This window comes from Neobacillus bataviensis (assembly GCF_019969725.1).
Genome location: NZ_JAHXYW010000078.1, coordinates 1 through 205, shown reverse-complemented (window position 1 = coordinate 205; position 205 = coordinate 1). Strand labels below are relative to the sequence as shown.

Genomic DNA, 205 nt, shown 5'->3' with positions numbered 1-205 from the left:
TGAAGTCGTAACAAGGTAGCCGTATCGGAAGGTGCGGCTGGATCACCTCCTTTCTAAGGATATAAGCTGGACGTAAGTGCCAGACAATAACGTTTGTTTGATGGTTTTCTGTTTGTTTAGTTTTGAGGGAGCAATTCTCTCAAAGCTTTTTTATTCGTTCTTTGAAAACTAGATAATCGTATAGAAGAAGTAACCAAGTAAAAAC

1 rRNA gene is annotated in these 205 nt (G+C 38.5%); it reads left to right on the top strand.

Features of this window, described 5'->3' with window-relative positions:
- Positions 1-53, top strand: a 16S ribosomal RNA gene (locus tag LC455_RS31225); the annotation flags it as partial.
- Between the last annotated feature and the right edge of the window lie 152 nt (positions 54-205).